This is a genomic window from Bradyrhizobium sp. USDA 327 (assembly GCF_041262065.1).
In the GTDB taxonomy this organism is placed as follows: Bacteria; Pseudomonadota; Alphaproteobacteria; order Rhizobiales; family Xanthobacteraceae; genus Bradyrhizobium; species Bradyrhizobium liaoningense.
In genome coordinates this window covers 4517740-4543426 of record NZ_JBGCCW010000001.1, presented here as the reverse complement: position 1 = coordinate 4543426, position 25687 = coordinate 4517740, and the positions used below count along the sequence as shown (strand labels likewise).

Sequence of the window (25687 nt, the reverse complement as noted above, 5' to 3'; positions counted from 1 at the left end):
AGCACCATCACGGCGTCAGCACGGCTGCGCCGAGAATCTGGCCATTCCGCAGCATGCCAAGAACCTCGTTGGCCTGATCAAGCGGAAACGCCGTCGTCTCGGTACGCACGCCGGCTTGCGGGGCGACCTTTAGAAAATCGAGGCCATCCTGCCGGGTCAGATTGGCGACCGAGACCAACTGCCGCTCCTGCCAGAGCAAGTCGTACGGAAAGCTTGGAATGTCGGTCATGTGGATGCCGGCGCATACGACGCGCCCGCCTTTGCGGACGGCGCGCAACGCGGCCGGAACGAGCTCGCCGGCTGGTGCGTAGATGATGGCGGCGTCGAGCGGCTCGTCGGGCGCTTCGTCCGATGACCCCGCCCAGACCGCGCCGAGACGACGTGCAAGGTCTTGTGCAGCGGCGTCGCCGCGTCGCGTGAATGCATGGACGGATCGTCCTTGCCAAACCGCGACCTGCGCAATGATGTGGCCGGCTGCGCCAAAGCCGTAGAGGCCGAGCCGGTCGGCGGGGCCGGCCAGAACGAGCGAGCGCCAGCCGATCAGCCCTGCGCACAGCAGGGGCGCAATCTCCACGTCGCTGCCGCCCTCACCGAGCGGAAAAGCGTAGCGAGCGTCGGCGATGGTGTGGGTCGCGTAGCCGCCGTCGCGCGTATAGCCCGTGAAGAGCGGTGCGTCACAAAGGTTTTCCATGCCCTCCCGGCAAAATCGACACGTTCCGCAGGTGAAGCCGAGCCAGGGAATGCCGACCCGGTCGCCAGGCGCATGTGTTGTCACATTCGGCCCAACGAGGTCGACCCGGCCGACGATCTCGTGGCCAGGCACGATCGGATAGCGAATATCGGGCAGCTCCGCGTCGACGAGATGAAGGTCGGTCCGGCATACGCCGCAGGCGCTGATCTTCACCCGGAGCTGACCCTCGCCCGGAATCGGGTCAGGCCGCTCCTCCATCTGGAGCCGCGCTCGTGGGGCCGGCAACACCATCGCACGCATGAGTCTCTCCGGGGCGAACCGCTCCGATTGAGCTATTCATAGAATGACTAAGCGGCCAGTCCTTGACGCCGGTCAACGCCTGTTCCCGCGGTGACCGGATAGAGTCTCTCTGCCCTTGACGAGGATCAAGCGCCTCGACGAGCGCCGGCCTATCGTGGCGACCCCAGGAGAATGCGGATGCCCATCAAGGACGTCTTTCTGCCCCTTGTCGGCGAGCCGCGCGGGCCGGCTGTGGTCGCGATAGAGAAATGCGTGGCCGTTGCCGCCGATCTCGGCGCCAGGATCACCGCGCTCGCGCTCGAGGAAGAAGTCTTCGAGCGACCGAGGGTGATGCTGCCTTACGATCGCGATTCCGAGCACGCCAGCCCCGAGGCCGGCGACATGCAACAGCTCCTGAATGCCTTCACCAGCGCAGCTTCCCGCGCCAACATTCGCGCCCAGAGCAGATCGGGCAAGGTGCCTGCGGATCAGATCGGGGCGATCCTGGCCGAGCATGCCCGCTTCAGCGACCTCACGCTGGTTCCCGTGAAACCGCACGACAGCCGAACAGAGAGCATTGTCGAAGCCTTCTTGTTTGGATCCGGCCGGCCGCTTCTGCTCTGTCCCGAACATCTCGCGGACGAACTTCGGCCTGAATTCGAAAACGTCTTGATTGCCTGGGACCACTCTGCGCGCGCCGCGCGTGCGGTCGGTGACGCATTGCCCATTCTTCGGGCTGCCACCTCGGTCCGCGTGGTGACCGTGGCGGAGGACAAGACCGAGGTGGTCGTGCAATCCGGCGCAGCTCTCGTCGACTACTTGAGGGAACATGGGGTCTATGCTTCGTTCGAAACGACGAAAGGCGGCGGCAGCTCGATCGGCAAGGCACTGGGAAGCTGGGCGAATTCCCATGGCATCGATGCGATCGTCATGGGCGCCTATCATCATTCGCGCCTGAACGAGATCCTCTGGGGCGGTGTGACAAAGACCGTCATTGGCCAGCCACCGTGCTGGGTTATGATCTCGCACTAGGCTCCTTCTTTCGGCTTGATCGTCAACCAATCGGAACCGCCGCTGACCCGGCGCATTTTCTTTCATGTCAACCTATCGTCTGAACAACCTGCTGTCGCCGCGCTCGGTCGCGCTCGTCGGGGCGAGCGCCCGTCCGGGGTCCGTGGGACGCGCCGTCCTGGACAACATTCGCAAGGCCGGATTCAAGGGGCAGTTTGGCCTCGTGAATCCGCGCCATGCCGAGATCGGCGGCGTCGCGGCGGTGAAGAGCCTGGACAGACTGGACTTCGTGCCCGAGCTCGTGGTCATCACCGCCCCCGCAGGCGAGATTCCAGGCATTGTCGACCAAGCCGGGCGTCGCGGGTCTGCGGGCGCGCTGATCGTCTCGGCCGGGCTCGGCCAGGGACCGGGATCGCTGCACGAGGCCACAAGCACTGCTGCCCGAAAATACGGCATGCGGCTGATCGGACCGAACTGCCTCGGCATCATGATGCCCGGCGTCAGCCTGAATGCCAGTTTCGCCGCGCATATGCCGGGGGCGGGTAACCTCGCGCTGATCTCGCAATCGGGCGCAATTGCCGCTGGCATGGTGGATTGGGCCGCGCAGCGCGGCGTCGGCTTCTCTGGCATCGTCTCGATCGGCGATCAGATCGACGTCGATATCGCCGATCTGCTCGACTATTTCGCGATGGATCACAAGACCCGCGCGATCCTGCTCTATATCGAGGCCATCAAGGACGCGCGCAAGTTCATGTCGGCGGCGCGCGCCGCGGCGCGTGTCAAGCCCGTCGTCGTGGTGAAGTCCGGCCGTATGGCGCAGGGCGCAAAGGCGGCTGCCACCCACACCGGTGCGCTCGCCGGCGCCGACGCTGTCTACGACGCGGCGTTCCGCCGCGCGGGTGTCCTGCGGGTCTCCGATCTGCGTGAGCTGTTCGACTGTGCCGAGACACTTGGCCGCGTCGAATCGCCGACGGGAAAGCGTCTCGCCATCCTGACCAACGGTGGCGGCATCGGCGTCCTTGCGATCGATCGATTGGTTGAACTCGGAGGAATTCCGGCAACCATCTCGGCTGAGGCGCGCAAGAAGCTCGATGCAGCGCTGCCGCCGACCTGGTCCGGTGCGAATCCCGTTGACATCGTGGGCGATGCCGACGCCGCGCGCTACGCGGTGGCGCTGGAGGAACTGCTGGCCGATCGTGACAACGACGCAGTCCTGGTCCTCAACGTGCAAACGGCGATCGCCTCGGCCGCCGAGATCGCCACGACCGTGACGGAGCTCGTCAGAAAATACCGCGAGCAGCACCGCAGCTGGGCGAAGCCCGTATTGGCGGCCTGGGTTGGAGCCGATCAGCACATCATTCAGACACTCTCCAGCGCCGGTGTGCCGAACTATCCGACCGAGGACGACGCCGTGCGCGGCTTCATGCATCTGGTCCGGCACCGCGAAGTGGTGGAGGAGCTGAGTCAGGTTCCTCCCGCGATGCCTGATACTTTCGTTCCGGACGCCCGGGGAGCGAGGCAGATCGTCACCGCCGCGATCGCGGACGGCCGCGAATGGCTCGAGCCTGTCGAGATCAAGCACCTGCTCGAAGCCTACGACATCGCGATGGTGCCGACCTATGCGGCGACCGATGTCGAGCAGGCGGTGGCCTATGCGAACGACATCTTCGCACAGGGCGACACCGTCGTGCTGAAGATCATGTCGCGGGACATCGTCCACAAATCCGACGTCGGCGGCGTCGTTCTCAACCTGACCACGCCTGAAGCAGTCCGAGTGGCCGCCACGAGCATTATCGCGCGCGCGAAAAAGCTGCGTCCGGAGGCGCGCATCGGCGGCGTCATCGTCCAGGCGATGGTCGTCAAGGCGAAAGCGCGCGAGCTGATCCTGGGCCTCGCCGACGATCCGACCTTCGGCACCGTGGTCGTTTTCGGCCGGGGCGGGACGGCGGTAGAGATCATCAATGACAAGGCGCTCGCTCTGCCGCCGCTCGATCTGCAGCTGGCCCGCGACCTGATCGAGCGCACGCGCGTGTCGCGGCTGCTCCGCGCTTACCGGGACGTGCCGGCTGTGAAGCCGGACGCCGTCGCCATGGTGCTGGTCAAGCTGGCGCAGATGGCGGCCGACATTCCCGAGATCCGCGAATTCGACATCAATCCGTTGCTGGCGGACGAAACCGGCGTGACTGCGGTCGATGCCCGCGTGGCGGTCGGGCCGCCGCAGCGGAAGTTTGTCGGCTCCGGCCCGGCCAATTTCGCCGTTCGCGCCTATCCGTCGCAATGGGAGCGCCGCCTCAAGCTCAAGGACGACTGGCGCATCTTCGTGCGGCCCATGCGGCCCGAGGACGAGCCGATCATCCACGAATTCCTGGGCCACGTCACCCCGCATGACCTTCGTCTGCGCTTCTTCGCACCGATGAAGGAATTCACCCACGAATTCATCGCACGCCTGACCCAGCTCGACTATGCGCGCGCGATGGCCTTCATCGCATTCGACGAGGCCAACGGCGAGATGGTCGGCGTCGTCCGGCTCCATTCCGACTCGATCTACGAGAGCGGCGAATACGCGATCCTGCTGCGGTCCGATCTCAAGGGCAGGGGGCTCGGCTGGGCGCTCATGCAGCTGATCATCGACTATGCGCGGTCGGAAGGACTGAAGGCCATATCGGGTGACGTGCTCCAGGAGAACACCGTGATGCTCGATATGTGCCGGCAGCTCGGCTTCGAGGTCAAACCGGATCCGGCCGAGCCTGATCTTTGCGACGTCAAGTTGAAGCTCTGAGCGCGCGTTGGAGCATGTCAGCGCAAAGTGCGAGGCTTCAAGAGCGCGCTTCGGCCGATGTTGCATCGGCGGACTTCTTGGCCGGCGTCCGCAAGTTCTTGATGATGATTGCGATCAGCGGCAGCAGCATCGGCACGATCGTGCTGAGCGGATGATGCACCGCGCCCGACACCTGGGCCTGGAGCGCGCGCGCCTCGAGCTGGAGGGCTTCGATCGAGGCGCCGTGAATTTCGTTGGCAAGCTCGATGTCACGTCCTGACGGAGCGCGGCCGGCGATCACGAAGAGAACGGCCGCGATGACAAAATTGACGGCGCCGAGGATGCCGGCCGCGGCAATTGCGCTCCAGATCTGCACCAGCGCGAAATAGGCGGACAACTCCAGCATCAGGAGCCCGAACGCGGCGATCAGCGCCGCGAAGGCGCGCAGGCCGAGGCCGATCAGCAGATGGCGCAGCCTGATGTCCGCGATGATCCTATCGGTACGCCACAGCACGCGCAGATGTTTGACGACGTTCTCGGTATTCACCTAGTGTCTCCTCAACATGAAGCCGACGACCACGCCCAGCGCGAAGGCGGAGGCGAGCGATGTGATCGGACGCTCCGCGACGAGGCCCTGGAGCTGCTCCTGCTCCTGTTCGACGGTCTCGCCGAGCTCGGTGAGCGCGGCCCTGATCTGATCGGCGAGCGCCTCGGCGCGGTCTTTCGAGCTCTCGAACATCTCCTCGCCGGCGGTGCTCAGCAGGCGTGTGACGTCAACCTTCAGCGCCCGCAATTCTTCGCCCATCCTGTCACTGTCGAACATGAATCTGGTATCCTCGTTAAATTGAGACCAAGTCTAAGATCCGTCCGTGCGACCGCGCTTGATTTGCGTCAAGAGGCAGGGCGTGTTCTGGGTCTTGAGACAGGTCAAACCGGCCGCCACATGCTGGCCTAGAAATGCCGGCTGAATGGGGACCGATTGTCCCGATGAGGTGGAAGCGTGAACCACGAACCGCTGTTGCTCGCGACGCCGTCCGGCGACGAGCTGAAATTGCGCCCGGAAGGGCCCTGGACTGCCGCCAACGTGGTGACGCTCGAAACCTTGTCCCGCTCGGTCGGAGCCGACGTCGATCGGTCGCGCGTCGTAACCCTGGACATGTCGGGCATCAGCGCGCTCGACACGCTCGGCGCCTGGGTCCTGGAAAAGCTGTCGCGCAGGGCCGCATCGTCAGGCAGATCGGCCGAATTCGTCGGCGTCGCCGACCATTTCAGCGGGCTGATGGACGAGGTGCGCCAGGTCAACCGCCACACACCGGCGCCGGCGGCTGCACCCAATCCGGTTCTCGCGAGGCTGGGCGATCTCGGCAAGTCCACGGTCGGGGCGCGGGAAGACATCACGATCTTCCTCCAGATGCTCGGCGCATTGTTCATGGCCGTGATCGGCGTGCTGCGCCGGCCGCGTTCGCTGCGGCTGACGTCACTGGTCTATCAGCTCTACCGCATCGGGTGGCAGGCGATCCCCATCGTCGCGCTGATCACCTTCCTGATCGGCGCCATCATCGCGCAGCAGGGCTTTTTCCACTTCCGCAGATTCGGCGCGGAGTCGTATACCGTCGACATGGTCGGCATCCTGGTGCTGCGTGAGCTTGGTGTGCTGATCGTCGCCATCATGGTCGCGGGCCGGTCGGGAAGCGCCTACACCGCCGAGCTCGGCTCGATGAAGATGCGCGAGGAGATCGACGCGCTCTCAACCATGGGGCTCGATCCCGTCGACGTCCTGATCCTGCCGCGCGTTGCGGCCCTGGTCATTGCCCTGCCGATCCTCACCTTCATCGGATCCATTGCCGCGCTCTATGGCGGCGGCCTCGTTGCCCAGTTCTATGGCGACATGGGGCCGCCGATCTACATCGCGCGGCTGCATGAGGCCATTTCGGTCACCCACTTCGAGGTGGGCATCCTGAAGGCGCCGTTCATGGCGCTGGTGATCGGGATCGTGGCCTGTAGCGAGGGATTGCGAGTCAAGGGCAGCGCCGAGTCGCTGGGGCGGCAGACCACGACGTCGGTCGTGAAGTCGATCTTCCTGGTGATCGTGCTCGACGGCCTGTTCGCTGTCTTCTTTGCCTCGATCGGAATGTGACGATGGACGGACCGCAAGACGAGTTCGCGATCCGCGTCCGTGACCTCGTGGTCGGCTTCGGTCGTCAGACCGTGCTCGACCATCTGTCGCTCGACGTTCGCCGGGGCGAGATCCTCGGGCTCGTAGGGGCGTCCGGCGGCGGCAAGTCGGTGCTGATGCGGACCATCATCGGCCTCATCCCGCGCCGCGGCGGGACCATCGAGGTCATGGGGCAATCCGCCGGCGACCACGGTCGAGGCGCAGCGATGGCATGGGGCATCCTGTTCCAGCAGGGCGCGCTGTTCTCCTCGCTGACGGTGCGCCAGAACGTCCAGTTTCCGCTCCGTGAGAATCTCGTCCTGTCGCAGGAGCTGATGGACGAGATCGCGATCGCCAAGCTCGAAATGGTCGGCCTGCGCGCCGAGGACGCCGACAAATATCCGGCGGAGCTGTCCGGCGGCATGACCAAGCGCGTGGCGCTGGCGCGCGCGCTCGCGCTCGATCCGCCGATCCTGTTCCTGGACGAGCCGACCTCGGGTCTCGATCCGATCGCCGCCGGCGATTTCGACGTGCTGATCAAGACGCTACAAAGGACGCTGGAGCTCACCGTGTTCATGGTGACCCATGACCTCGCGAGCCTGACCACGGTCTGCGACCGCGTCGCCGCGCTCGCCGACGGCAAGATCGTGGCGATCGGCCCGATGCGCGAATTGCTGCAATCCGAGCATCCCTGGGTGCGCGCCTATTTCCACGGCAAGCGCTCGCAGATGCTGCAACACGAAATGAGATGAGAGATGGAAACCCGCGCTCCCTACGTGCTGATCGGCAGTTTCGTGCTGGCCGCGATCCTCGCGGTGTTCGGCTTCGTCTATTGGCTGAACAACACCGGCGGCATCGGGCCGCGCACGAACTACCACGTGCAATTCCAGGGGCCGGTGCCCGGCCTCCTGGTCGGCGCCGGCGTGCTGTTCAACGGCATTCGCGTCGGAGAGGTGACCCAGCTCGGGCTCGCGCCGGACAACCCGCGCTTCGTCAATGCGACGATCTCGGTTGCCACCGCGACGCCGGTCCGCTCCGACACCAAGGTCGGCCTCGAATTTCAGGGCCTCACCGGTGTGCCGGTGGTGACGTTGGAGGGCGGCGTGATCGTCGCCAAATCCGGCGAGCCCTTGACCTTGATCGCGGAGGCCGGCGCCGGCCAGAGCATGACGCAGGCGGCGCGCGACGCGCTGCGGCGGGTCGACACGGTGCTTGAGGACAATTCCGGCCCGCTGAAGGACACTATTGCGAATTTCAAGACCTTCTCCGACGGGCTCGCGCGCAACACCGGCAAGATCGACGGGATTCTGGCGGGCCTCGAGAAGATGACCGGCGGCGGCACGCCCGCGCCGAAGGTCACCTACGACCTGCGCACGCCGCAGAACCTCGGCCCGGCCGGCAAGACTCTGGCCGCTTCACTGGCGATTCCCGAGCCGACAGCGGTCGCAATGCTGCAGACCCAGCGGATGCTGTTCGCGCCCGCCGGGGACAGGCCGGGCTTTGGGGATTTCCTCTGGGCTGACAGCATTCCGAAACTGGTGCAGGCGCGCCTGATCGACAGCTTCGAGAACTACGACATCGCCCACGCCCCGCTACGCACGTCGGACCTCGGGCAGGCGGATTACCAGCTCCTGATCGATATCCGGCGCTTCCGGATTGCCACGGAGGGTGAGATTCGGGCCGAGATCGGACTGTCGGCGCGAATCGTCGACAAGAACGGCAAGGTGATCGCCTCGCGCCTCATTGAGACCAGCGAAAAGCTCGACAAGGTCGAGCCGGCCGCGGCCGTCGCCGCCTTCGATGCGGCCTTCGCGCGCATCGTAAAGGAGCTGATCGGTTGGACCGTGCAAGCGGTGTGAGGCCGACTATTCCAGCGTCTTCAGGTAGGACAGGAGGTCGTGGATCTGGTCCGGATTGAGCTCGAAGACCGGCATTTCGGCATGACCGGCGTAGATGCCCTCGGCCAGCGCCTCGCCAAGGCTGTCGATCGGATAGCGGCGATGCAGGGTGCGCAGCGGAGGCGCGATCTCGACCGGACTTTTTGAGATGCGGTCGATGGCGTGACAGCGCGCGCAATTGGCCCGAGCAAAGGCCTTGCCGCGCTGTTCGGCCGTGGGGGCCGCCAGCGCAGGCGTAGTCAGAAGCAGCCCGATCAGGCCGTGACGCAGAGCGTTTTGCAGCATGGAAGGTGATCCCGTCGAACCGTGGAGGCAGAATAAGACGGGGATGCCACTCAAATTTGATCTGAGTCAATCAGCTTTGGCGCGATGCAGTAAAATGCAACAGCGCGGTGGACTCGGCCTGGTGTGGGCAGCCCGCGCGAGGAGCGGTGGATGAAGCCTTCCGTGGTCACGATTGAGCCGAACGGACATTTTTGCGACGATTGCGCCGTGCGCGGAGCTGCGGTTTGTTCGTCGCTGGATGCGGCCGAACTCAGGGAATTCGAACATCTCGGCCGCCGCGTCCATTTTAGCTCGGGCGAGACCGTGTTTTCCGAGGAGGACATCACGACCTCGTTCTACAACGTTCTCGAAGGCGTCATGCGGCTGTACAAGCTGCTGCCCGATGGCCGGCGGCAGATCGTCGGTTTTGCCTTGCCCGGTGACTTCCTGGGGATGAATCTATCCGGCCGGCACAACTTCTCGGCCGATGCCATCGGCGCGGTGACCGTGTGCCAATTCGCAAAAGCGCCCTTCACCCGTTTCGTCGAGGATCGGCCGCAGCTGCTCAGGCGAATCAATGAGCTGGCCATTCGCGAGTTGAGTCAGGCTCGCGACCATATGGTTCTGCTCGGCCGACGTTCGGCCGACGAGAAGGTCGCGACCTTTCTGCTCGGCTGGCGCGAGCGGCTGGTCGCGCTCAAGGGGCTCTCCGACACGGTGCCGCTTCCGATGAGCCGTCAGGACATCGCCGATTATCTCGGCCTGACCATCGAAACCGTGAGTCGCACCTTCACCAAGCTGGAGCGTCAGGGCGTGATCGAGATCATCCACGGCGGCATCAGCCTGCTCGATCCGGCTCGCGTCGAGGCCATGGCTGCGGCCTGACCTCCTGTCCACAACGCTCTCGGGCATTTGATCCCGATCAATGACGCCGGCCGTGCGCAGCAAAATAATGCTGCAAACAATCCGGGAGGAGCATGATGCCCGCTGACGCGTTGCTGGTGACCGTCGTCGTCGTCGCGATCTTCGTCGCATTCGCCGCGGTTCTGGCTTGGGCAGACCGGCAAACCAGCGCGGGTCGGCTCGATCCGGATTCCAAGCGCTGAAGCTGAAGCGCCGCAGGTCTTCGTCCGCTTCCGGCGTGTCGATCGTCGACTCTTGGCGGGCCGGGGCTGACCCTCGGCGGCAGCTCGACGCAATCACAGCCTGTGCTGTCCGCAACTCTGCGTCGGCCGAGACGCATTTATGCATCCTTTGGATGTGAATTCTCGGCTGTACTACGTCCTTTTGGGGGCATTTGCCTCGAATCGCGCGCGTGCTTTCCGGTTGAAAAGCCTGATAACGTTGACTACGCAGGAACCCAATGCCTCGTAGTCTTAGGAGCCCCGCGGCGTGCCTCAGGACAAGACCGGCGATCCCCGACAGTCGGCGGGCAACAAATTATCGGTCCTGCGCAAGCACCCGATCTTCGCGGATCTGGAGCCGGAAGCGCTCGATCAGCTCTGCCGCTACGCCAAGCACACCACCGTCAAGCGCGGCGCGACGATCGCCGCCAAGGGCGATCCCGGCAACAGTCTGTTCGCGGTGGTCGCGGGGACGGTGAAGATCTCGTCCTCGTCGCCCCGACGACGGACGGAACGCCATCCTCAATCTGATCGGTCCGGGTGAAATCTTCGGCGAGATCGCGGTGCTCGACGGCGCCCCCAGGTCGGCGGATGCGACCGCAAACACCAATTGCGAACTCTACGTCATCGATCGCCGGGACTTCCTGCCCTTCGTCAAGAGCCAGCCGGCGCTGGCGATGAAATTCATCGAGCTGCTGTGCGCGCGTCTGCGCTGGACCAGCCAGCAGGTCGAGCAGGTGATCCTCCAGAATCTGCCGGGCCGGCTCGCGAGTGCGCTGCTCGGCCTCACCGAGGAGCGCAAGCTCGATTCCGGCAGCGGCACGCTCGCCATCACGCAGCAGGAGATCAGCGAGATGGTGGGGATGACGCGCGAGAGCATCAACAAGCAATTGCGCGCCTGGGCCGGACGTAACTGGGTTCGCCTCGAGCACGGCGCCATCGTGGTGCTGGATACGGACGCGCTGCGCGAGCTCGCCGAGAGCGGCCTCCACGGCGAGTGACGCCCCTGAGCTAATTGTCGATGATGGCGACGGCGCGGGTCCAGCCCGCGGACGCGCGCTCGATCTTCACCGGAAAGCATGAGATCGTGAATCCGGTCGATGGCAGCTGGTCAAGATTGTGCAGCTTCTCGAGATGGCAATAGCCGATGTGCCGTCCCGCCTTGTGGCCCTCCCAGATCAGGCCGGCATCTTTTGTCTCGGCATATCTCTTCGCGGTGTAGACGAACGGCGCGTCCCAGCTCCAGCCGTCGGTACCCGTCAGCCGCACGCCGCGTTCGAGCAGGTACATGGTGGCTTCATAGCCCATGCCGCAGCCGGAATTGACGTACTCGGCCTTCCCGAATTTCGCGCCGGCGCTGGTGTTGACGACGACGATCTCCAGAGGCGACAGCGTGTGCCCGATGCGCTTCAGCTCCTTCTCGACGTCGGCCGCACTTGCCACGTAGCCGTCGGGCAGATGCCGGAAGTCGAGCTTCACGCCGGGCTGCAAGCACCATTCGAGCGGTACCTCGTCGATCGTCCATGACCGCTCGCCGCGGTTCATGGTCGGATGGAAGTGCCAGGGCGCATCGAGATGCGTCCCGTTGTGGGTCGACAGCGAGACCTGCTCGACGGCCCAACCCTGACCATCAGGCAGCTCCTGCGCCTTGAGGCCGTCGAAGAACTGCAGCATGCGCGGCAGCCCCTGCTGGTGATCGATGTACTGGATCGTCGGGTGATTGCCCGGCGGATCGGCGGTCACGTCGTTTGTGAGCGGCACCGAGATATCGATCAGCTTCCGCGGCATGGGCATTCCTCGAGGTGGTCCGGAGTCTCTGATATCTTGAGGGGCCGTCATTGGTTGGGTCAAGTCACGTGCCGGCGACGTCAACCCGGTCCGTCGCCTCCGTGAATTGCGTCAGATCGATCGATGCAACTCTTGCATTGATCGATGCCGGATTTGGCTTGGACAGAGATTGCCGCCCGCCCTAGGGACGACATTGGCGCTTGACTTCACACCAGAAGGGGAGCGACCCAAGGCGGCCGAGCATCTGCCCCGACAACGACATAATCGATCCAGGAGGAAAGCCCAGATGAAGACACTCGCCGGCATCATCACAGCCGTTGCACTGGCGGTTTCAGCGCCCCTGGCGACCGCACGCGACTTCCGTTCCGCCGACGTTCACCCCGCCGACTATCCGACCGTCGAGGCCGTCAAGTTCATGGGCAAGCAGCTCGCGACGGCGAGCGGGGGCAAGCTCGGCGTGAAGGTGTTTCCGAACGGCGCCCTGGGCTCCGAGAAGGACACGATCGAGCAACTCAAGATCGGCGCGCTCGACATGATGCGGATCAACGCATCGCCGCTCAACAACTTCGTGCCTGAGACCATCGCGTTGTGCCTGCCCTTCGTCTTCCGCGATACGCAGCACATGCGCACCGTCCTCGATGGGCCGATCGGCGACGAGATCCTGGCGGCGATGGAGCCCGCTGGCTTGGTCGGTCTTGCCTATTACGACAGCGGCGCCCGGTCCATTTACACCGTGAAGGCGCCGGTCAAATCGCTTGCGGATCTGAAGGGCTTGAAGATTCGCGTCCAGCAGTCCGACCTGTGGGTCGGCATGATCCAGAGCCTCGGCGCCAACCCGACGCCGATGCCGTATGGCGAGGTCTATACCGCGCTCAAGACCGGCCTCGTGGACGCAGCCGAGAACAACTGGCCGTCCTACGAATCCTCGCGTCACTTCGAGGCTGCCAAGTTCTACAACATCACCGAGCACTCCCTCGCTCCGGAAGTTCTCGTGATCTCGAAGAAGGTCTGGGACACGCTGAGCAAGGATGATCAGGCCATGATCCGCAAGGCGGCGAAGGAATCGGTGCCCGTTATGCGCAAGCTCTGGGACGAGCGTGAGCAGGCTTCCCGTAAGACCGTCGAGGCCGCTGGCGTTCAGGTCGTCACGATCGCGAACAAGGCGGAATTCGTCGATGCGATGAAGCCGGTGTACCAGAAGTTCGCCGGCGACGAGAAGCTCCAGAGCCTCGTCAAGCGCATCCAGGACACCAAGTAAGACACGGCGGCGACCGGGTCCGGCGTCGCCGCGAGGCGGCACCGGACTCCGCATGGAGGCGCGGGATGACAGACCCACACGTCGCAAGCCACGAGCAGGGCACCGTAGCGGTACGCCCGTCCACTGGCCTGCTGTCGCGGATCAACTCCCCCGTTGCGCGCGTGGGGATGTATTTGTCGGTGACCGGCCTGCTCGTCATCGTCACGATTGTCTTCTACCAGGTGTTCGGTCGTTACGTGCTCAACTCCAGCCCGACCTGGACGGAGAACCTGGCGCTGGTCCTGATCCTCTACGTCACGCTGATCGGCGCCGCGGTCGGCGTGCGCGATGCCGGGCACATCGGCATGGACAGTCTGCTGGTCATGCTTCCGGATCACATGCGGGAGAGGATCGAGATCGTGATCCACGTTCTGGTCGCTGTGTTCGGCGTCGCGATGGCCTATAACGGCTGGATCCTCGGCGCGTCGGTCGGCACCGTGAAGATCCCCAATCTCGGTCTGCCTGAAGTCATCCGCTACGTGCCGCTGATCGCTTCCGGCGTCCTGATCGTCTCCTTCTCCATCGAGCACATCATCGCTCGCCTGCGCGGCGAAGAGGTCGTGCCCTCATGGAACTGATCATCCTCGGCGCCACGTTCTTCGGCTTCCTGATCCTCGGCGTCCCCGTCGCCTTTGCGATCGGCCTGTCGGCGATCTGCACCATCCTCTACGAAGGCCTGCCGGTCGCCGTCATCTTCCAGCAGATGATGTCGGGGATGAACATCTTCTCCTTCCTCGCCATTCCGTTCTTCGTCTTCAGCGGTGAGCTGATGCTGCATGGCGGCGTCGCCGACAAGATCGTGCAGCTCGCCAAGAACCTCGTCGGACACATCCGCGGCGGGCTCGGCATGTCGAACGTGGTCGCCTGCACGCTGTTCGGCGGCGTCTCCGGCTCGCCCGTGGCCGACGTGTCGGCGATGGGCGCGGTGATGATCCCGATGATGAAGAAGGAAGGTTTCGACACCGACTACGCCGTCAACGTCACCACCCATGCCTCGCTGGTCGGAGCCTTGATGCCGACCAGCCACAACATGATCATCTATGCGCTCGCCGCCGGCGGCAAGGTCTCGATCGGTGCGCTGATCGCCGCGGGTCTGCTGCCGGCACTGGTACTGATGGTGTGCATGCTGGTCGCCGCCTACGCGGTCGCGGTGAAGCGCGGCTATCCCGCCGGCAAGTTCCCGGGCTGGCCCGAGGTGTTCCGCTCGCTCGCGGCCGCGCTACCGGGCCTTCTGATCGTCGGCATCATCCTGGCTGGCATCCTGTCCGGCGTCTTCACGGCAACTGAATCGGCGGCCATCGCGGTCACCTACACGATCCTGCTGACCTTCCTCATCTATCGCACCATGACCTGGGGCAACTTCCTGCGGGCCGCGGCCAAGGCGGTGAAAACGACAGGCGTGGTGCTGCTGCTGATCGGCGTCTCCACCATGTTCCAGTACCTGATGGGACTTTACGAGGTTGCCGACCTCGCCGGCGAAATGATGAGCAAGGTCTCCACGCAACCCTGGATGATCTTCCTGCTCATCAACGTCATCCTGTTCGTGCTCGGCACATTCATGGACATGGCGGCGACCATCCTGATCTGCACCCCGATCTTCCTGCCGATCGCGATGAAGGCGGGCATGGATCCCGTGCAGTTCGGCATGCTGATGCTGATCAACTGCGCCCTCGGGCTCAACACGCCTCCGGTTGGGACTACGCAGTTCGTCGGCTGCGCCATCGGCGGCATCTCGGTCGGTGCCGTGATGCGCACCATCCTGCCGTTCTATGCCGCGCTGATCGCAGCACTGATGTTCGTGACCTATGTCCCTGCATTCTCGCTGTGGCTGCCGCGCCTCTTGATGGGCTACAAGGGCTAGCTGTACCAGGGAGAAGCTATCAGTGACCGACTATCGCAAGCTCTTCGATCTCACCGGCAAGACGGCCGTGGTGCTCGGTGCCGCCTCGGGCATCGGCAAATCGTCGGCCGAGGCGCTGGCCGGGCTCGGCGCCCGCGTCGTTTGCGCCGATCGCGCGCTTGACGCCGCGGAGGCGACCGCCGCCGGCATTCGCGAGAAGGGCGGCTGGGCGGAGGCGGCTAGCTGCGACGCCGCAAGCGCTGCGGAGGTCAACGCGCTCGCCAAGACCGTGATGCAGAAGTTTCCGCGGCTCGACATCGCGGTGACGACGCCCGGGCTCAACATTCGCAAGACCATCCTCGACTACACCGAGGAGGATCTCGACCGCGTCCTCAACCTCAACGTCAAGGGCACGGTCTGGTTCTTCCAGGCCTTCGGTCGCATCATGGTCGAGCAGAAGGGCGGCAGCATCATCGCCTGCTCCTCTGTGCGTGCGGTCACCATCGAGCCAGGCCTCGGCGTCTACGGCTCGACCAAGGCGGCGATCGGCCTGCTGGTGAAGGGCTTTGCCTCCGAGGTCGGCCACGTAGGCGTGCGCGTCAACGCGATTGCGCCGAGCATCGCCGAGACCGCGCTGACCGGCCCGTTCAAGCAGCGCCCCGACATCTACAATCTGTATGCCGGCCACACCGTCTTCAACCGCTGGAGCAGCGCCGACGAGGTCGCCACCGCCGTCGCCTATCTCGCCTCGGATGCCGCGAGCTATGTTAGCGGCAGCACACTGTTCGTCGACGGCGGCTGGACGGCGGTCGACGGCCCGCCGACTGGTCTCACCCAGCTGCACAAATAGGGAAGGCATTCGCATCTGGCCGCAGAGCTGGCAGCGCGCGTCCGTCGGAAATCGGCCGGCGCGCAACCTCCGCTTCTTTCCCTGACCAAGCCGTCTTCGCGGTTGCAGCAGGAACCCGCGGCGCGTGCGCTTTGAGCAAATCGCATGGGCCTTGCCGGATAAATGCGCTCGGCTGGCTGGTATTTTGGTGTTACGAACTGGGACATGAACCAGCACGCCAAGATCGAAATCCGCCATTCGACCTGTCCGCATGACTGCCCCTCGGCCTGCGCCCTCGATGTCGAGGTGATCGAAGGCCGCAGCATCGGCCGCGTCCGCGGTTCGAAAAAGCAGACCTACACGGCCGGCGTGGTCTGCGCCAAGGTTGCCCGCTACGCAGAGCGCATCCATCATCCCGAACGGCTGATGTATCCGATGCGCCGAACGGGTGCGAAGGGCTCAGGGCAATTCGCGCGGATCTCGTGGGACGAGGCGCTGGATGAGATCGCGCACCGCTTCAACGAGGCCGAGCGCGAGTTCGACGCGGAATCGATCTGGCCCTACTACTACGCCGGCACGATGGGGCTGGTGATGCGCGACGGCCTCAACCGCCTCACCCATGTGAAGAAGTATTCGCGCTTCTATCAGACCATCTGCGCCAATGTCGCGCGCATCGGGTTCGCGATCGGCACCGGCAAGATTGCCGGCGTCGATCCGCGCGAGATGGCGCTGTCCGACCTCGTCGTGATCTGGGGCACCAACCCGGTCAACACCCAGGTCAACGTGATGACGCACGCTGCCCGTGCGCGCAAGGAGCGCGGCGCGAAGATCGCCGCGGTCGACATCTACGACAACGAGACCATGAAGCAGGCCGACATCAAGATCATCCTGCGTCCGGGCACCGACGGCGCCTTCGCCTGCGGCGTGATGCATGTGCTGTTCCGCGACGGCTATGCCGACCGCGCCTACATGGACAAGTACACGGACTGTCCTGCCGAGCTCGAGGCGCATTTGAAGACGCGCACGCCGGAATGGGCGTCTACCATCAGCGGCGTGCCGGTGGCGGAGATAGAGGCCTTTGCCAAAGCCGTCGGCGAGACCAAGCGGACCTTCCTGCGCCTTGGTTACGGCTTCACCCGCTCGCGCAACGGCGCGACGCAGATGCATGCGGCGTTGTGCATTCCCGCAGTGACGGGCGCCTGGCAATACGAAGGCGGCGGTGCGTTCTTCAACAATTACGCGCTGTGGCACTTCAACGAATCCATCATCGAAGCCCACGACGCCATCGACAAGTCGACGCGCGCGCTCGACCAGTCTCAGATCGGCCGCATCCTCACCGGCGATGCCGAAGCCCTGCAAGGCAAGGGCCCGGTCAAGGCGATGCTGATCCAGAACACCAATCCGATGACGGTCGCGCCGGAGCAGGCGCTGGTACGGCAGGGCTTTGCGCGCGAGGATCTGTTCGTCGCGGTGCACGAGCAGTTCATGACCGAGACGGCCCAAATGGCCGACATCGTGCTGCCGGCGACCATGTTCATGGAGCACGACGATCTCTACTACGGCGGCGGCCACCAGCACATCTCCGTCGGACCGAAGCTGATCGATCCGCCTGGCGAATGCCGCTCCAACCACGAGGTTTTGCAGGCGCTGGCGCCGCGGCTCGGCGCGAGGCATCCGGGTTTCGAGATGACGCCGCGCGAATTGATCGATGCGACGCTGAAGCTGAGCGATCACGGCAACATCGCCGGCCTCGAAGCCGATCTCTGGCGCGACCTGCAGCCGGATTTCCGCACCTCGCATTATCTCGATGGCTTTGCTCATGCCGACAAGAAGTTCCACTTCAAAGCTGACTGGGCGCATCCGCCGTTCGGTGTGACCATGGGCGATATCGACAAGATGCCTGATCTCCCGGACCATTGGGCGGCGATCGAGCACACCGATCAGTCCCACCCATTCCGGCTCGCGACCAGTCCCTCGCGGAGCTTCCTCAACACCACGTTCAACGAGACGCCGTCCTCTCAGGCGCGCGAGGGCAAAGCGAGTGTGATGATCCATCCCCTGGATGCGGCCGCGCTCGACATCGCCGATGGCGACGCCGTGACGCTCGGCAACGACCGCGGCGAGACTACGCTGGTCGCAACGCTGTTCGAGGGCGTGCGGCGCGGTGTGCTGATCGCAGAGTCCGTTCATCCCAACAAGAACCACATCGGCGGCCGCGGCATCAACATGCTGACGGGCGCAGACACGATCGCGCCGATCGGCGGGGCCGCGTTCCACGACAACAAGGTCTGGATCAGGAAAGCGGTCACCGCCTGAGCGCGCGGCAATCGGCCGGCAATTTGTGTCGAGGCGCTAAAGCAGCCGGCGCGCCGCAGTTTGCGCTTGCACCTCCCGCCCGAGCTGCCGCAAATGGCTGCAAGCGGACCAAGGAAGCGAGCGTGCCATGACCGACACCACAGCCGTCATTACCGAGAAGCGCGGGCAGGCGTTCTGGATCACCATCAACCGGCCGGAGAAGCGCAACGCGCTGAACGGCGACGTGATCGCCGGCATCAGCAAAGGTTATCGCGACGCGCATGACGACAAGGACGTCCGCGTCATCGTGCTGACGGGCGCGGGCGACAAGGCGTTCTGCGCCGGCGCCGACTTGCAGAACTCCGGCGCGGCTTTCGCGATGGATCATTCCAAGCCAAATGTCGACTATGCCGATCTGTTGCGTCTCTCACAGAACGCGACCAAGCCGGCGATTGCGCGGGTCGGCGGCGTCTGCATGGCCGGCGGCATGGGCCTTCTGTGCATGACCGACATGGCGGTCGCGGCCGATCACGTCATCTTCGGGCTGCCGGAGGTGAAGGTAGGCGTCTTCCCGATGCAGGTGCTGAGCCTGCTGCAGAGCATCGCGCCGCCGCGCCTCGTCAACGAATGGGCGCTCACGGGCGAGCCGTTCGACGCCAAGGCCGCGCAGGCCGCGGGCCTCCTCAACTACGTCGTGCCCACCGCCGAGCTCGACGCCAAGGTCGACTGGCTGATCGGCCGCATCGTGGACAAATCGCCGACCGCGATCCGCCGCGGCAAGTACGCCATGCGCGCGATCGCCTCGATGTCGTTCGACGAGAGCATCGCCTATACCGAAAGCCAGATCGCGCTCCTGGCGATGACCGAGGACGCCAAGGAGGGGCTGAAGGCGTTCAGCGAGAAGAGGAAGCCAGTCTGGACGGGACGGTGAGGGGGCTCGATCTCGTGTCCCGGACGCGCTGCAACGCGTGAGCGTTGCTGCGCAAAGCCGGGACCCAAGGGCGGCACGGGACCATCCGGTGAGATGGGCCCCGGCTCTGCAGCGCACCGCCAAGGCGCTGCGCTGCGTCCGGGGCGCGAGCGGGGTTTACCACCTCAGTTCGATTTCAACGTGAATGTAGCCGAATCCTCCGCCGTCATTCCGGGGCGCGCGTAGCGCGAGCCCGGAATCCATCGTGCAACAAGCAATACGGAGAAATGGATTCCGGGCTCGCGCCAAGTGGGCGCGCCCCGGAATGACACTCTCACCCCGCATTCGCCTTCAGCCCCGCCGCGTGGATACCCGCCACCGCGCAGGCCTCGTCATTGTCGGAAGTGTCGCCGGAGACGCCGACGGCGCCGAGCAGCGTCGTGCCGTCCATGATCAGCACGCCGCCGGGGACCGGCACCAGCGCGCCTTTTGCAATCGTGTTCACGGCGTCGATGAAATACGCCTGCTCCTGCGCACGCTGGAACAGGGCCCGCGAACCCATGCCCATGGCGAGCGCGCCATAGGCCTTGCCGTGCGCGATCTCGGCGCGCATCAGGCTGGTGCCGTCCTGCGCGGCGGCAAGCTTGAGCACGCCGCGCGCGTCCAGGATGGTGACGACCAGCGGCTTCAGCTTGAGCTCGCCGGCTTTCGCGAAGGCGGCGTCGAGGATCTTGCGGGCGGTATCGAGCGGGAGGTCAGCCATGGCTGGGTTCCTTTGCAGCTTGAGAGGAGGAATGGGTTTCAGCGCGATCGAGGCTCATCGCCAGCACGCGCGCGACGTGAAGCGCCTCGCGTTGCGTGCCGTCATGGATCTGGTGCCGGCACGAGGTGCCGTCGGCGACGACCAGCGTATTTGGGTCCGCGCGCCGCACGGCAGGCAGCAGTGACAGCTCGGCCATCTCGATCGAGGCTTCATAGGTATCCGCGCCGTAACCGAAGGCGCCCGCCATGCCGCAGCAGCTGGACTCGATGGTCTCGACCTTCAGGCCGGGGACGAGGCGCAGCACCTGCTCGACCGGCTTGAAGGCGCCGAAGGATTTCTGATGGCAATGGCCGTGCACAATGGCCTTCTCGGCCACGTTACCGAGCGGCAGTTGCAGACGGCCGGCCTCTGCCTCGCGCACCAGAAATTCCTCGAAGGTGAGTGCATGGGCGCCGACGGCCTTGGCGTCGTTGTCCTTGCGCAGCGAAGCGAGCTCGTCGCGCAGCGTCAAGAGGCAGCTCGGCTCGAGGCCGACGATCGGCACGTCGCGCGCCGCGAAGGGCGCGAAGGTGGCCACCAGCCGGTCGAGCTCGGCCCTGGCTTCGTCGACGAGGCCGGCGGAGAGAAACGTGCGGCCGCAACAGAGCGGCCGGCCGCCGCGCGCAGGCTTCGGCAGATGCACGCGATAGCCGCCGGCCACCAGAACGCGCAGCGCCGCGTCGAGATTCTCGCGCTCATAGATGCGGTTGAACGTGTCGGCGAACAGAACGACTTCGCGGCCAGCGTCCGGGCCGACGCTGTCGGCCGACGGCACGAACACGTCGCCGCGGAAGGTGGGCAGGGCCCTGCGCGCGCTGATGCCGGCGAAGCGCTCGAACAGCCTTCGCAAGAGTGGGCTGCGGTTGCGCAGATTTGAAAGCGGCGAAAAGCGCGACGCGAGTCCGGCATAGCGCGGGAGGTAGCCCACAAGCCGATCCCGCAACATCAGGCCGTGCGTGGCAGCGCGCGCGGCCAGCACCTCGATCTTCATCTTGGCCATGTCGACCCCGGTCGGGCACTCATGGCGGCAGGCCTTGCAGGAGACGCAGAGCTTCAGCGTCTCCATCATCTCGTCTGATGCCAACGCGTCGGGGCCGAGCTGGCCCGAGATCGCAAGGCGCAGCGTGTTCGCACGCCCTCGCGTGACATCCTTCTCGTTGCGCGTCGCGCGGTAGGAGGGGCACATCACGCCGCCCTCGAGCTTGCGGCAGGCGCCGTTGTTGTTGCACATCTCGACCGCGCCCTGGAAACCGCCGCCGGCGCCGGGATAGGCCGACCAGTCGAGCCTGGTCTCCAGCTCGCCGATGCGATAGTCGGGCCGATAGCGGAACAGCGAGCGGTCGTCCATTTTGGGCGCATCGACGATCTTGCCGGGATTGAGCACGCCCTCGGGATCGAAGCGCTGCTTCACCTCCCTGAAATCGGCGACGAGGCGCTCGCCAAACATGGTCTCGTGGAATTCCGAGCGCACCAGCCCATCGCCATGCTCGCCGGAATGCGAGCCCTTGTACTTGCGCACCAGCGCGAACGCCTCCTCGGCGATGGCGCGCATCGCCTTGACGTCCTTCTCCAGCTTCAGGTTCAGCACCGGACGCACATGCAGGCAGCCCTCCGAGGCGTGCGCATACATCGTGCCGCTGGTGCCGTGCCTGGCGAATACCTCGTTCAACCGTGCGGTGTACTCGGCCAGATGCGGCAGCGGCACGGCGCAGTCCTCGACGAAGGAGACCGGCTTGCCCTCCTGCTTCATCGACATCATGACGTTGAGGCCGGCGGCGCGGAAATCGGCAATGCCGCTCTGCAGCGCGGGCTCAATGACCTCCACCACGCCGCCCCATTTGCGCTTGTCGTTATTCCAGCCGAAGCCGAGGTCCCCCATCAGCTCGCCGAGCTGCTCGAGGCGGGCCAGATTGTCCGCCTGGTCCTCCTCCGCGAATTCGACCACCAGCACGGCGTCCGGATCGCCCTTGATGGCGGCGGAGATGATCGGGCGGAACATCGCGATGTCGCGGCCAAGCGCGATCATGGTGCGGTCGACCAGCTCGACCGCGATCGGCTTGAGTTTCACCAGATGCTGGGCCGCATCCATCGCCTCGTAGAAGCTGCCGAAGTGGCAGACGCCGAGCGCCTTGTTGCGGATCACGGGCCACAGCTTCAGTTCGACCTTGGTGGTGAAGGCGAGGGTGCCTTCGGAGCCGACCAGGAGATGCGCCATGTTGTTCGGCGCATTGCGCGGCACCAAGGCGTCGAGATTGTAGCCGCCGACGCGGCGCTGCACCTTTGGAAAGCGTGTCGCAATCTCGTCGGCCTCGCGGGCTCCGAGATCGAGCATGTCGCGGAACAAGGCGCGGGTGCTGTCCCCGGCTTTGAGATCGGAGAGATCGCGCGATACCTCGCCGAAGCGGCTCAAAGTGCCGTCGGCGAGGGCGGCCTCCATCGACAACGTGTTGTCGCGCATGGTGCCGTAGCGCAAGCTGCGGCCACCGCAGGAATTGTTGCCGGCCATGCCGCCGATGGTGGCGCGCGAGGCCGTGGAGACGTCGACCGGAAACCACAGGCCGTGCTTTTTGAGCTGGCGGTTGAGGTCGTCGAGCACGATGCCGGGCTCGACCACGCAGGTGCGGCCCTCGACGTCGAGCGACAGGATCCGGTTGAGATGCTTGGAGAGATCGATCACGAGCCCGTCATTGACGGTCTGGCCGCATTGCGAGGTGCCGCCGCCGCGGGGGGTGACCTTCAGCCCTTCGTCGCGGGCGATCGCCAGTGTCCGCAGCGCCTCGTCCATGCTGCGCGGCACCACCACGCCGGCCGGCATGATCTGGTAAAACGAGGCGTCGGTGGCGTAGCGGCCGCGGCTGAAGGGGTCGAACAGGACGTCGCCGGTGATTTCCCGGGCCAGACGTGCCGCCAGACCGTCTTTTCGGACCGATTCCGGTGATTTTCCAGCTACTTCCGCCGCCATGGTCCGCTCTTGCCCGTTCGCCTGCACCGTCTTTGCCTCCCGTCACGGCCCTTGGCAAGCGAGCCCTGCTTCTTGTGCATTGACGGACTCCGCCGGGCGAGGGACAAGCCCGGCGAATAGTGATATGCGAGCGGCTCGCCGGAGCCTCAATGCGGGCTGACGGACGCCAGAGCCAAGACAGCCTCAACGACCGGGAAGGACGCCGATGACCGTGCATAGTGGAAGGCATTTCCTACAGATTCCAGGACCGACCAACGTGCCCGACCGGGTGCTGCGGGCGATGGACATGCCGACGCTGGACCACCGCGGTCCGGAGTTCGCCGAACTCGGTTTCGCCGTTCTCGCTGCGATGCAGCGCGTGTTCCGCACCAAGCAGCCCGTGATCATCTTTCCCTCGTCGGGCACCGGCGCCTGGGAAGCGGCGATGGTCAATGTGTTCGCGCCCGGTGACAAGCTGTTGATGTGCGAGACCGGCCAGTTCGCCGTGCTGTGGCGCGGCATCGCCGACAAGTTCAAGCTCGACGTCGACTTCATTCCGGGCGACTGGCGCCACGGCGCCGATCTCGCCGAGATCGAGAAGCGCCTTGCCGCCGACAAGCAGCACAAGATCAAGGCGGTCTGCGTCGTCCACAACGAGACCTCGACCGGCTGCGTCACACCCCCGCTCGAAGTGCGCAAGCTGCTCGATCGCGTCAAGCATCCGGCGCTGCTGATGGTCGACACCATCTCCGGCCTTGGCTCGATGGAATACGAGCACGATGCCTGGGGCATCGACGTCTCGGTCGCCGGCTCGCAGAAGGGCCTGATGCTGCCGCCTGGCCTCGGCTTCAACGCCGTCTCGGAGAAGGCGCTCGCGGTGGCGAAAGCCAATCCCGGCATGCGCTCCTATTGGGATTGGCAGGAGGTGATCACCTTCAACAAGCTCGGCACCTTCCCCTATACGCCCGCCACCAACCTGCTCTACGGCCTGCGTGAAGCGGTCAAGATGCTGGAAGAGGAGGGGCTGGAGAACGTCTGGACCCGCCACAAGCGCCATAGCGCTGCGACGCGCGCCGCGGTCAAGGTCTGGGGCCAGGAGACGCAATGTGCCGATCCCGCCGCGCATTCGCCGGCGCTGACCGGTGTGCGCGTGCCGGAAGGACACGATGCCGACGCCTTCCGCAAGATCGTGTTGGAGAACTTCGACATGTCGCTCGGCACCGGCCTGAACAAGGTCAAGGGCAAGGTGTTCCGCATCGGCCATATCGGCCATTTCAACGATCTGATGCTGATGGGGACGCTTGCCGGCGTCGAGATGGGCCTGGATCTTGCAAAGATCCCGCACCGGAGCGGCGGCGTGCTCGCGGCCATGGACGTCCTGAAGGGACGCGACGCGGTGCCGATGGCCAAGGCCCAGGTGGCTTGAGGCCTGAATAGCTTGAAGGTTCAGGCGGCCTGAACCGGCGCAACGAAGAAGAGAGCGCGCGATGAACGCACCGACGACTGCCAACGAAGACCTGCTCTACTCCGTCGAGGACGGCATCGCGCGGATCACCTTCAACCGCCCGCAGGCGCGCAACGCCATGACCTTCGCTATGTATGACCGCATGGCGGAGATCTGCCAGGAGATCAATGCCGATCGCTCGATCAAGGCGCTGATCCTGACCGGCGCCGGCGACAAGGCGTTCGCCTCCGGCACCGACATCTCGCAATTCCGTGCCTTCAAGACCGCGCAGGATGCGCTCGACTACGAGGCGCGGATCGACCGCGTGCTCGGCACGCTCGAGCAGTGCCGTGTGCCCGTGATCGCGGCCATTGCTGGCGCCTGCACCGGCGGCGGCGCCGGCATCGCCGCCTGCTGCGACCTGCGCATCGGCACCGAGACGACGCGAATGGGCTTTCCGATCGCGCGCACGCTCGGCAACTGCCTGTCGATGTCGAACATCAGCCGCATCGTCGCACTGGTCGGCCCCGCCCGCACCAAGGATATGATCTTCAAGGCGCGCCTCGTCGAGGCAGAGGAAGCGCTGGCGCTCGGCCTGCTCAACGAGGTCGTGCCCGACGTCGAGACGCTGCAACGCCGCGCCGACGAGACCGCAAAGCTCGTTGCCAGCCACGCGCCGCTCACGCTGGAGGCGACCAAGGAGGCGGTGCGCCGCATCCGCCGCACGCTGTCGCGCGAGGAGGGCGAGGACCTGATCGTGAAAGCCTATATGAGCGAAGATTTCCGCGAGGGCATGGATGCCTTCCTCAACAAACGGGCGCCCGTCTGGAAGGGCAAGTAAACTCACGCGCTATCGGCGTCGTCCGTCGAAAGAAAAGTACTATTGGCATTTTTCTCAATGAAGTCAAGGTTTTCGGTTTACAATCTGAACCCGTTTCCGAGCTCAAACGGGGTCCAAAAGAGGGGTATTGTAAACCGCTGAACCGACGATCCGCAGCAACTATGCCTTCCACCATCTCGCGATCGACCAGGGCGACGCGGCCTTCGAGAAGGCGGCCGGCGAGGATGGCGATCGGCGCAGGGCGGCTCGCAAGGTAAGCGGCCACGGCGGCGCGGGCGAGATACTCGCCGCGCTTGACGATGTCGCCGTGGACCGCCTGCTGCTGCGCGCGCGGAGCAGAGCTCGCCAAGAGCGAGAGCAGAGGGGAAGGTCGCGCGCCTGGTCTGTTGCATCCTTGAATGTCCACGACCAACTGCCGGTTTCAGACCTGAGGGCTTCTATCCGTGCCAGCTGACCGACGCGGCGGGCAAATCCTTCGGTCAGCGGCTCGTCGAGGATCCGGACGCGCTGCCATTCACGC

Annotated in this window: 22 protein-coding genes and 1 pseudogene; 16 read left to right on the top strand and 7 right to left on the bottom strand. The window is 65.0% G+C overall.

The features are described 5' to 3' along the window. Positions 1–7: 7 nt before the first annotated feature. A complete protein-coding gene (locus tag ABIA42_RS21305) occupies positions 8–991 on the bottom strand; it encodes a zinc-dependent alcohol dehydrogenase family protein (RefSeq protein WP_370121500.1) in 984 nt (327 codons plus the stop codon). Positions 992–1168: 177 nt separating this feature from the next. Here ABIA42_RS21305 and ABIA42_RS21300 point away from each other — a divergent pair, with 177 nt between their 5' ends. Beyond that, positions 1169–2002: a universal stress protein gene (locus tag ABIA42_RS21300; protein WP_370121503.1), complete on the top strand. Its 834-nt coding sequence runs from the start codon at positions 1169–1171 to the stop codon at positions 2000–2002. Between the two features lie 64 nt (positions 2003–2066). Next, on the top strand, positions 2067–4760 hold the full coding sequence (locus ABIA42_RS21295; RefSeq protein ID WP_370121506.1) for a GNAT family N-acetyltransferase: 2694 nt from the start codon (positions 2067–2069) through the stop codon (positions 4758–4760). Between the two features lie 37 nt (positions 4761–4797). Here ABIA42_RS21295 and ABIA42_RS21290 read toward each other — a convergent pair whose 3' ends face one another. Together ABIA42_RS21290 and ABIA42_RS21285 are read right to left on the bottom strand one after the other, a co-directional pair. After that, a complete protein-coding gene (locus ABIA42_RS21290) occupies positions 4798–5286 on the bottom strand; it encodes a phage holin family protein (protein WP_271533367.1) in 489 nt (162 codons plus the stop codon). Continuing rightward, positions 5287–5562, bottom strand: coding sequence for a hypothetical protein (locus ABIA42_RS21285; protein WP_035704954.1), 276 nt, complete (start codon positions 5560–5562; stop codon positions 5287–5289). A 177-nt stretch (positions 5563–5739) separates the two neighbouring features. On the opposite strand from ABIA42_RS21285, the gene ABIA42_RS21280 reads away from it, so the two are divergent. From ABIA42_RS21280 to ABIA42_RS21270, 3 genes are read left to right on the top strand one after another with little or no spacing between them, the layout of a single operon-like run. Then, complete coding sequence (locus ABIA42_RS21280) at positions 5740–6876, top strand: ABC transporter permease (RefSeq protein WP_370121510.1); 1137 nt, start codon at positions 5740–5742, stop codon at positions 6874–6876. 2 nt (positions 6877–6878) lie between these two features. Next, the gene (locus ABIA42_RS21275) at positions 6879–7646 is read left to right on the top strand and encodes an ABC transporter ATP-binding protein (RefSeq protein ID WP_370121512.1); all 768 of its coding nucleotides are present in this window, start codon (positions 6879–6881) and stop codon (positions 7644–7646) included. A 3-nt stretch (positions 7647–7649) separates the two neighbouring features. After that, positions 7650–8753: an MlaD family protein gene (locus tag ABIA42_RS21270; protein WP_370121515.1), complete on the top strand. Its 1104-nt coding sequence runs from the start codon at positions 7650–7652 to the stop codon at positions 8751–8753. Between the two features lie 6 nt (positions 8754–8759). Here ABIA42_RS21270 and ABIA42_RS21265 read toward each other — a convergent pair whose 3' ends face one another. Beyond that, positions 8760–9077, bottom strand: coding sequence for a cytochrome c (locus ABIA42_RS21265; RefSeq protein ID WP_370121518.1), 318 nt, complete (start codon positions 9075–9077; stop codon positions 8760–8762). A 150-nt stretch (positions 9078–9227) separates the two neighbouring features. Between ABIA42_RS21265 and ABIA42_RS21260 the strand changes: the two genes are divergently transcribed. The 3 genes and pseudogenes from ABIA42_RS21260 to ABIA42_RS21250 all read left to right on the top strand — a co-directional run bounded on the left by ABIA42_RS21260 (position 9228) and on the right by ABIA42_RS21250 (position 11181). Continuing rightward, positions 9228–9941 (top strand): helix-turn-helix domain-containing protein, encoded by a 714-nt coding sequence (locus ABIA42_RS21260; protein ID WP_370121520.1) that lies wholly within the window; start codon positions 9228–9230, stop codon positions 9939–9941. Between the two features lie 92 nt (positions 9942–10033). After that, positions 10034–10162, top strand: coding sequence for a hypothetical protein (locus ABIA42_RS21255; RefSeq protein ID WP_370121523.1), 129 nt, complete (start codon positions 10034–10036; stop codon positions 10160–10162). A 286-nt stretch (positions 10163–10448) separates the two neighbouring features. Continuing rightward, positions 10449–11181: pseudogene (locus ABIA42_RS21250) on the top strand (Crp/Fnr family transcriptional regulator). A gap of 10 nt (positions 11182–11191) precedes the next feature. Here the strand turns inward: ABIA42_RS21250 and ABIA42_RS21245 are convergent. Further along, positions 11192–11968, bottom strand: coding sequence for a cyclase family protein (locus ABIA42_RS21245; RefSeq protein WP_370121526.1), 777 nt, complete (start codon positions 11966–11968; stop codon positions 11192–11194). A 286-nt stretch (positions 11969–12254) separates the two neighbouring features. Here ABIA42_RS21245 and ABIA42_RS21240 point away from each other — a divergent pair, with 286 nt between their 5' ends. The 6 genes from ABIA42_RS21240 to ABIA42_RS21215 all read left to right on the top strand — a co-directional run bounded on the left by ABIA42_RS21240 (position 12255) and on the right by ABIA42_RS21215 (position 19160). Further along, a complete protein-coding gene (locus ABIA42_RS21240) occupies positions 12255–13226 on the top strand; it encodes a TRAP transporter substrate-binding protein (protein ID WP_271533360.1) in 972 nt (323 codons plus the stop codon). Between the two features lie 65 nt (positions 13227–13291). Next, positions 13292–13843, top strand: a complete 552-nt coding sequence (locus ABIA42_RS21235) for a TRAP transporter small permease (protein WP_370121530.1) — start codon at positions 13292–13294, stop codon at positions 13841–13843. Further along, positions 13834–15126 carry a TRAP transporter large permease gene (locus ABIA42_RS21230; RefSeq protein ID WP_271533358.1) on the top strand — a complete coding sequence of 431 codons (1293 nt, stop codon included), beginning with the start codon at positions 13834–13836 and terminating at the stop codon, positions 15124–15126. Before ABIA42_RS21235 ends, ABIA42_RS21230 begins: the two co-directional genes overlap by 10 nt. Before the next feature lie 22 nt (positions 15127–15148). Beyond that, a complete protein-coding gene (locus ABIA42_RS21225; protein ID WP_271533357.1) occupies positions 15149–15955 on the top strand; it encodes an SDR family NAD(P)-dependent oxidoreductase in 807 nt (268 codons plus the stop codon). Between the two features lie 204 nt (positions 15956–16159). Continuing rightward, positions 16160–18250, top strand: coding sequence for a molybdopterin oxidoreductase family protein (locus ABIA42_RS21220; protein WP_370121535.1), 2091 nt, complete (start codon positions 16160–16162; stop codon positions 18248–18250). Between the two features lie 127 nt (positions 18251–18377). Next, positions 18378–19160: an enoyl-CoA hydratase/isomerase family protein gene (locus ABIA42_RS21215; protein WP_370121538.1), complete on the top strand. Its 783-nt coding sequence runs from the start codon at positions 18378–18380 to the stop codon at positions 19158–19160. A gap of 313 nt (positions 19161–19473) precedes the next feature. On the opposite strand, the gene ABIA42_RS21210 is transcribed toward ABIA42_RS21215, so the two are convergent. Together ABIA42_RS21210 and ABIA42_RS21205 are read right to left on the bottom strand one after the other, a co-directional pair. Continuing rightward, positions 19474–19902, bottom strand: coding sequence for a heme-binding protein (locus tag ABIA42_RS21210; RefSeq protein WP_370121541.1), 429 nt, complete (start codon positions 19900–19902; stop codon positions 19474–19476). Further along, complete coding sequence (locus ABIA42_RS21205; protein ID WP_370121544.1) at positions 19895–22903, bottom strand: FAD-binding and (Fe-S)-binding domain-containing protein; 3009 nt, start codon at positions 22901–22903, stop codon at positions 19895–19897. The genes ABIA42_RS21210 and ABIA42_RS21205 overlap by 8 nt, the downstream gene beginning before the upstream one ends. Before the next feature lie 205 nt (positions 22904–23108). Here ABIA42_RS21205 and ABIA42_RS21200 point away from each other — a divergent pair, with 205 nt between their 5' ends. Together ABIA42_RS21200 and ABIA42_RS21195 are read left to right on the top strand one after the other, a co-directional pair. Further along, the gene (locus ABIA42_RS21200) at positions 23109–24308 is read left to right on the top strand and encodes an alanine--glyoxylate aminotransferase family protein (protein ID WP_370121546.1); all 1200 of its coding nucleotides are present in this window, start codon (positions 23109–23111) and stop codon (positions 24306–24308) included. A 61-nt stretch (positions 24309–24369) separates the two neighbouring features. Continuing rightward, a complete protein-coding gene (locus tag ABIA42_RS21195) occupies positions 24370–25167 on the top strand; it encodes an enoyl-CoA hydratase/isomerase family protein (RefSeq protein ID WP_370121548.1) in 798 nt (265 codons plus the stop codon). Positions 25168–25687 lie beyond the last annotated feature (520 nt).